This window comes from Pseudanabaena biceps PCC 7429 (genome assembly GCF_000332215.1).
GTDB classification, from domain to species: domain Bacteria; phylum Cyanobacteriota; class Cyanobacteriia; order Pseudanabaenales; family Pseudanabaenaceae; genus Pseudanabaena; species Pseudanabaena biceps.
In genome coordinates, this window is sequence record NZ_ALWB01000045.1 from 21,672 (window position 1) to 28,237 (window position 6,566).

6 protein-coding genes are annotated in these 6,566 nt (G+C 44.8%); 2 read left to right on the top strand and 4 right to left on the bottom strand.

Translation table 11 applies throughout. The annotated features are described in order from the left end of the window. Positions 1-49: 49 nt before the first annotated feature. Together PSE7429_RS07365 and ppk2 are read left to right on the top strand one after the other, a co-directional pair. The gene (locus tag PSE7429_RS07365) at positions 50-1,393 is read left to right on the top strand and encodes a UDP-glucose dehydrogenase family protein (protein ID WP_009626487.1); all 1,344 of its coding nucleotides are present in this window, start codon (positions 50-52) and stop codon (positions 1,391-1,393) included. Between the two features lie 378 nt (positions 1,394-1,771). Continuing rightward, on the top strand, positions 1,772-2,689 hold the full coding sequence (ppk2, locus tag PSE7429_RS07370) for a polyphosphate kinase 2 (protein ID WP_009626488.1): 918 nt from the start codon (positions 1,772-1,774) through the stop codon (positions 2,687-2,689). A 123-nt stretch (positions 2,690-2,812) separates the two neighbouring features. On the opposite strand, the gene PSE7429_RS07375 is transcribed toward ppk2, so the two are convergent. Genes PSE7429_RS07375 through biuH form a run of 4 tightly spaced genes read right to left on the bottom strand, consistent with a single transcriptional unit; the run spans position 2,813 to position 6,274 of the window. Then, positions 2,813-3,499 carry a cysteine hydrolase family protein gene (locus PSE7429_RS07375; protein ID WP_009626489.1) on the bottom strand — a complete coding sequence of 229 codons (687 nt, stop codon included), beginning with the start codon at positions 3,497-3,499 and terminating at the stop codon, positions 2,813-2,815. A 59-nt stretch (positions 3,500-3,558) separates the two neighbouring features. Beyond that, on the bottom strand, positions 3,559-3,912 hold the full coding sequence (locus PSE7429_RS07380) for a cupin domain-containing protein (RefSeq protein ID WP_009626490.1): 354 nt from the start codon (positions 3,910-3,912) through the stop codon (positions 3,559-3,561). Positions 3,913-3,915: 3 nt separating this feature from the next. Beyond that, entirely contained in the window at positions 3,916-5,544 is a 1,629-nt protein-coding gene (locus PSE7429_RS07385) for an ABC transporter ATP-binding protein (protein ID WP_009626491.1), read from the bottom strand. Between the two features lie 46 nt (positions 5,545-5,590). Next, on the bottom strand, positions 5,591-6,274 hold the full coding sequence (gene biuH, locus PSE7429_RS07390) for a biuret amidohydrolase (protein WP_009626492.1): 684 nt from the start codon (positions 6,272-6,274) through the stop codon (positions 5,591-5,593). Between the last annotated feature and the right edge of the window lie 292 nt (positions 6,275-6,566).

The following is a 6,566-nucleotide window of genomic DNA, read 5'->3' on the forward strand; positions in this document are numbered from 1 at the left end:
CTCAAGCTCCAATTGCTGGATTAAGATATATTTAAATGGATAAAAAAGTATGCGTGTTTGTGTAATTGGAACGGGTTATGTCGGCTTAGTCACAGGTGCTTGTCTTGCCTACATCGGACATGATGTGATCTGTGTTGATAATAACGAAGAGAAGGTTAAGCTGATGAAATCGGGACAGTCGCCGATTCATGAACCAGGGCTACCAGAAATCCTCACCGAGTCAATACGTCAAGGCAAGATTGAATTTACAACGGATATCGCCACAGGTGTAAAGCATGGAGAAGTTCTATTCATTGCCGTGGGCACACCTTCACTTGCCGATGGGCGCAGTGATATGCGCTATGTAGAAGCCGTAGCTAGGAGTATCGGCGAAAGTCTGACGGATGGATATCGTGTAATTGTCAATAAATCCACCGTTCCCATTGGTTCTGGGGATTGGGTGAGGATGATCGTTCTTGATGGCATGGCTGGTCAAAGTAACGATCAAATTGAATTTGATGTGGTCAGCAATCCCGAATTTCTCCGTGAAGGTGTTGCGGTTTATGATACGTTTAATCCCGATCGCATTGTGGTTGGTAGTGATAGCGATCGCGCTCTCCAGCTCATGCAAGAACTCTACACACCAATTATCGATCGCTCTTTTGCGGAAAACAAAACCCTTGCGCCAGTGCCTGTAGTCGTTACCGACTTGAACTCCGCCGAAATGATCAAGTATGCCGCAAACGCCTTTTTGGCGACCAAGATCAGCTTTGTCAATGAGATCGCCAATATTTGCGATCGCGTCGGCGCAGATGTCAAAGAAGTGGCTCGCGGTATCGGGTTGGACTCGCGGATTGGCTCGAAGTTCTTACAAGCTGGGATCGGCTGGGGAGGCTCTTGCTTTGGTAAAGATGTATCGGCACTGATATATACGGCGGCAGACTATGGGTATTCTACGGAAATCCTCAAGGCTTGTGTGCGTGTGAATGAGTTACAGCGCATTCTGGTAGTTGAGAAATTACAGCAAGCGCTGAAGATATTAAAGGGCAAAACCATTGGTCTATTGGGAATGACCTTTAAACCCGATACGGACGATATGCGCGATGCTCCTGCCCTGACCTTAATCGATCAACTCAGTCGTTTAGGCGCAAGAGTAAAAGCTTACGATCCCCTCGTTTCACAATCAGGATTGCGACAAGGTTTTTCCAATGTCATTGTGGAAACCGATTTAGAGCGTTTGGCTGATGGCTGTGATGCGGTAGTCCTAGTAACGGATTGGCAGGAGTTTTTAGCGATCGATTATGCCAAGATGCTAAGACTCATGCATCATCCTGTTATTATCGATGCCCGCAATTTCCTTGATGGCAAGGCTCTCAAAGCCTTGGGATATCAGTATATTGGTATTGGGCGTTAAATTTTTTCTAATCGCTATTTCTAATAGCGATTAGAAATAGCTAAGTAGCTGGGCTTAATTAAAAACCAAACCTTAAACCTGTAGCGCACGCTGCGCGTGCGCTACAGGTTTAAGGGTTTTATATTTAATTGCACCCATTTACTTATTTCTAATAGATACAGTCACTTGACTTAGAAAAAATCAAACCCCAAGAATTGATTGATGGCGCACCGCGCCGCCAATCAATTCTTGAGATTTATGTCTCAGTACAGGCGACAGTTACATGAGTAGCTAAATCCCAGCCATTTCTTAACTTGAAAACCCTTACTAGGTTTAGTTTTTAATTCGCAAAAGTGTGATTACACTTTCGTAAATTGGTATAACAAGGAGCATAAGCATATGTCGAAATCTAAGAAGCATCATGGCGACAAGTCTGCGAAATCTGAGCCAAGGCGAGAAGAGAGTTTATTAGATTTAGGCAATTCGGAGTTGCCAGCACATAATCCGAACCCGTCTAAATTATCAGAGTTACCCAAGCTGTCCAAAAAGATTTACGAAAAGGAACTAAAACACTTACAGATAGAACTCGTCAAGCTACAGGAATGGGTGAAACATGAGGGATTGAAGGTAGTTGTGCTCTTTGAGGGAAGAGATGCGGCTGGCAAGGGTGGCGCGATTAAAAGCATTACCCAATCTCTCAATCCACGGATCTGCCGAATTGTGGCTCTGGGTAAACCTTCCGATCAAGAACGTACGCAATGGTATTTCCAGCGTTATACGGCGGAATTACCTGCGGCGGGTGAAATGGTGCTGTTCGATCGCAGTTGGTATAACCGTGCAGGGGTCGAGCATGTCATGGGATATTGTACCCACGAAGAATATGTGGAATTTTTGCGTTCCTGTCCTGAGTTTGAAAACATGATTCAGCGATCTGGCATTATTTTAATTAAATATTGGTTTTCGGTGAACGATACCGAACAGGAAGCTCGATTTCAAGATCGGATTAAGGATCCTCGCAAGCGATGGAAGTTCAGCCCAATGGATTTAGAGGCGCGATCGCGTTGGGTAGAATATTCTAAAGCCAAGGATGATATGTTTAATGCTACAGACACTCAGCTATCGCCTTGGTATGTAATCGATGGCGATGACAAGCGACGGGCAAGACTCAACTGTATCAATCATCTATTGGCGAAAATTCCTTACGAGGATGTTTTGCCCAAGCCTTTCGATCTCCCACCTTTGCAGAATAAGATGACCTATGTGCGTCCTCCCCTCTATTTACAGAACTTCATTCCCGATGTAACTTCCCATTTATAGCTATTTCCTCTCAAACGAACCACAAGAAATTTTTTTCAAGGTTTGCAAAGCAAACCTTGAAAAAAATTTCTTGGTTCGGATTTTAGCGCAAAGCGCTGTAAAACATAACAATGCAAGTTTTACTTAGGCGATCGCCATTGCCTGAGGCAAAAGCGCAGCAATTACGGCCTCGGAGTTTGCCGTCCAACCAATGATGCCCCCTTGCGCACGGAGCATTTCAATCGTTGAGGTTTTAAATTCTGGGAAATAGCTGGCAGTTCCATCCTCAATTAATAGGCATTCATAACCGCGATCATTGGCTTCGCGCATGGTTGTCTGCACGCAAACTTCAGTAGTTACCCCTGTAAACAATAAGTGCGTAATATTTTCTTTTTGCAAAATCTCTTCCAAATTTGTTCGACAAAAAGCACCCTTACCAGGCTTCACAATTACAATTTCATTCGCTAGTGGAGTCAGTTCGGGAATAATATTATTGCCATCTTCTCCCACAATTAGGATCCTACCCATGGAACCTTGGTCGCCAATTTTGAGATTTCCTCGCCCACGATTGAGCTTAGAAGGTGGACAGTCAGAAAGATCGGGAGCATGAGCTTCGATGGTGTGGATGACTGGGAAATTTAGCGATCGGAATGTTTCCAATAGTTTCTTAACAGTGGGGACGATGCTTTGTAGCTGCATCACATCATTGCCAAGGGCATCACCAAAACCGCCATGCTCCAAGAAATCACGTTGCATATCGATAATAACCAGAGCAATTTTTCCCTCGGACGGTAATTCATACTCGTAGGGATTTGCGGCGATCGTAGACATAAGATGTTCCTCGTAAAAATTTGCAGAGCGACGATAGACAATTGATTACAGGTCATTACCTATTCATCAAGAATTACAGGTCTTTCCCACACAATGAGAACGACACAGCCTTCTTCACTAAAGACTTGATGGCTGGTATCAGGGGGATTGATGATTACCGCACCTTTGGTATATTTGCCATCGGCATCGGTTTGCGAACCAGACAAGACAAATATATGCTCGTAACCCGAATGGGAATGATGGGGAACCTGCGCTCCAGCCTCATAGCGCAGAAGTGCAGCACTTGCACCCATATCATTTTTATACAAATGATATATTTCCACTCCTTGCCGAAATGGTTCCCACGATAGATCGTCATAACTAGACCGCGTGAGCAACTCAGGAAAGACTCTAACCTGTTGGTTGATAATCATTAGTTAATGTCCCGCCATTTTCTGTCCAATCTCCGCTAAATCGACATTAGCGCTATTGCTTTCGTAAGCGAATTTACCATCGCTCATCACCAAAATGCGATCGCTTAAGGTCAAAATCTCATCGAGATCCTCACTGACCAAGAGCACGGCTACGCCGCGATTACGCGCTTCAACAATTTGATTATGAATATACTCAACGGCGGCAAAGTCCAGTCCAAAGACAGGATTAGCTACGATCAATAATTTAATTTGCGTAGCAGATAGCTCCCTAGCGAGCACGGTGCGTTGGACATTTCCACCTGAGAGATTACCAACGGGGGTATCTGGGGATGGCGTTTTGATCGAAAAGACCTTGATTAAATTCTTCGCAGTTTCGCGAATTGCTTTAAAAAGAAGCAGAACTCCGCCTTTCGATTGGGGTTGGCGATCAAAAGTGCGGAGAGCCAGATTTTCAGCAACACTCATATGGGGCACGCAGGCATTGCGCAGTGGTTCCTCTGGCAACGAAAAAACCTGATGGCGATACATTTCCTTCCGCGTAGCCGTATAGCGATCGCCATTTACAAAAATCTCGCCAGATGTAGCAATGCGTTGCCCTGAGAGAACCTCCACCAATTCTCTTTGCCCATTTCCAGATACACCAGCAATGCCCACGATCTCGCCGCTTTGAATCTGTAAATCAAGCCCTGCAACTGCCTCTAAACCATTATCACGATCCGCATGAAGATTGCGGACTTCCAGCACTAAACTACTGGCTTCGATTTCTGTTTTAACAACTTGACGCGCTTCTTTCGCCTCGCCGAGCATCATCGCCGCCATATCAGAGACCGATAGATCCTTAGTGGAGCCATTGCCAGCAAACTTCCCTTTACGCAATACCGTAACATCATCGGCAAAGGCCGTAATCTCGCGAAATTTATGGCTGATCATCAATACGCTCAGCCTGCCTGCGGTCACTTCCTGTCGCAAAAGCCCTAATACTTCATCAGCTTCCTGTGGAGTTAAAACCGATGTGGGCTCGTCAAGGATGAGAATTCGGCTTTTGAGATAAAGCTGTTTCAGGATTTCTAGCTTCTGTTTTTGTCCTGCCGCTAGTTGAGAGATCGGTGCATGGAGATCGATTTTAAACGGAGCCGAAGCCATAAATGCATCGAGCTTTTCTAACTCATCTTTCCAATTAATGATGGTAGGGCTGTCAGGACGCACCAGCAGGAGGTTTTCCGCGACAGTCATGGCGGGAACCACGGTGAAATGTTGATAAACCATCCCAATACCATAGAGATAGGCATCGCGAGGGCTATTGATATCGCGGGATTGTTTGTTAATTAAGATATCGCCGTGACTCGCCGCATGAAAACCCATGATGCACTTCACCAAGGTACTTTTACCCGCACCATTTTCGCCAAGGAGGGCATGAAAAGTTCCTGGTGCAAGTTTAAGCGAGACGTTATCGACCGCAACAAAAGAGCCGAATCTCTTGGAGATATTCACTAATTCTAATTCTGGAGGCAGATGCGATCGCAGGGTATCAGCGGAAACACTAGATGGAATAGTCAAGGGTGGTATCGACTCTTTCATAAATTCTTCTTCAACCAGATTATCAGCTAGATCGCTTCCAAGATCGTCAGGCATCGGTTTTTCCATAGCAACGTATAGTGAGCGTATTATTACAATTCAACTAGAAATTTTTCTTAATAGCTGTAGTCAATGCTTCAGAATCGCTGACGGCTCCAAATACACCACCTTGCATTTCAATCATTTTGAGCGCGGCAAGATGATTGCCGTAGTCAGTTGCCCCAGTACAGTCCGACAACATTAAGCATTCATACCCGCGATCGTTGGCATCGCGCATGGTTGTATGGACGCAAACATCGGTGGTAATGCCTGAGAGAATAATATTTTGAATACCCTTACGCTTTAAAATTAGGTCGAGATCGGTAGCATAAAAAGAGCCTTTCCCAGGCTTGTCAATAATGGGTTCACCAGCCAAGGGGTAAAGCTCAGGAATAATGTCCCAACCCTTTTCCCCCCGCACTAAAATTTTGCCACAGGGACCATCATCACCAATGCCAGCACCAATTCTTTGCGATCGCCAGCGTTTGTTTTCAGGCAGATCCGATAGATCGGGGCGATGACCTTCGCGGGTGTGAATTATCAAAAAGCCTTTTTCACGAAAAAGGGTTAAAACTTTTTTGATCGGCTCAATGGGGGCACGGGTAAGACTGAGGTCATAGCCCATCTTGTCCACATAACCGCCAACCCCGCAAAAGTCAGTCTGCATATCGATGATAATCAGAGCAGTATTGTCTGGTCTTAGATCCCCATTGTATGGATATGGATAGGGTGTGGAGTCAATATGCATAATTGTCTAAATTTCTAAATTAAAGTTGCCAAGGAAAAGTTATCAAGAAAGTTATCAAGGAACAGTTGCTAATAGTTACTAAGTAGTTCGGCAAGTAGTTCGGCATAATTAAAAAACCAAACCAGAGAGCATGCCGCCCGCTGCGCAGGCGGTATGCTCTTCTAGGTTTTAAGTTTACTTATGCCTAGCTACTTAAATAATTGTTGTGGATTGGATTGATGCAGACTGTTCCTCAGCAACTTAATAAGTAAATCATTAGTTAACGTCAGTTCGGGTTAAGCTGGCAAATTCT